This is a genomic window from Streptomyces durbertensis, from assembly GCF_014156695.1.
In the GTDB taxonomy this organism is placed as follows: Bacteria; Actinomycetota; Actinomycetes; order Streptomycetales; family Streptomycetaceae; genus Streptomyces; species Streptomyces durbertensis.
In genome coordinates this window covers 1-786 of record NZ_WMLF01000880.1, presented here as the reverse complement: position 1 = coordinate 786, position 786 = coordinate 1, and the positions used below count along the sequence as shown (strand labels likewise).

Here is a 786-nt window from a genome sequence, read left to right as displayed (position 1 = left end):
ACCGCCTCCCCCGCCTTCCCCCAGTCGCCGTCCTTCAACACGACGGTGCGGTACCCGAGCAGCCGCAGGCTCTCCCGGTCGAAGATCCACTCGGTGCGCTCCCCGTCGTGCTCCCGCGCCACCGCGACCCCCTTCCGCCCGAGCGCGTCCGTCGCCTCCGGCACGAGCACCACCCCCGGGATACGTCCCGCCGCCCGGTACAGCGCGGCGCTCACCCGCGGCGGACACTCCACCCCGCTCAGCAGGTCACCGATCGCCACGAACGCCCCCTGGTCCGCGCCGAGCGTCGAGTCCGTCCCCGCGCCGTGGTTCAGCTCCGCGTCCTCGTAGAACATCTGCAACAGGTGCTCCGGATCGGTGGGGAGCGATTCGAGGAAGCGGTAGGTCGGATCGAGCAGCGTGCCCTCGCCCGCGTCGAACGTGTCCTGGCCACCTCCCGGGTAGCGCTCCAGGGTCCGCGCCGAACCGTCCACCGACTCCCAGCGCTCGTGCGACTGGTCGCTCCGGCTCAACTCCATGTCCCCCTCCTCGGAGACCTCGCTCAGCACCGCGGCAAAGCCCTTGGTCCTCGTGTAGAGGAACTGCCCGTCCCGGACCACCGGTTCGGCTGCCCCCTGGGCCGCCACGGCAACCCGGTCGAGCAGCCGGACGGCCGCCGGCTCCGGCGGCGGGACGGGCACGCCCCGGCCCCCACTTCCCGCGACCAGCAGCGAGGCGGCGACGCTGAGCGCCACCACACACGCCGCGACGCCTACCACCAGCACCGCCGGCCGCCGCAACCACCGC

The 786-nt window shown here is 73.5% G+C and carries 1 protein-coding gene; it reads right to left on the bottom strand.

Annotation, left to right across the window (positions count from 1 at the left end):
* The coding region (locus tag GL263_RS27440) for a CU044_5270 family protein (RefSeq protein WP_182858421.1) at window positions 1–786 on the bottom strand (786 nt) is incomplete at both ends.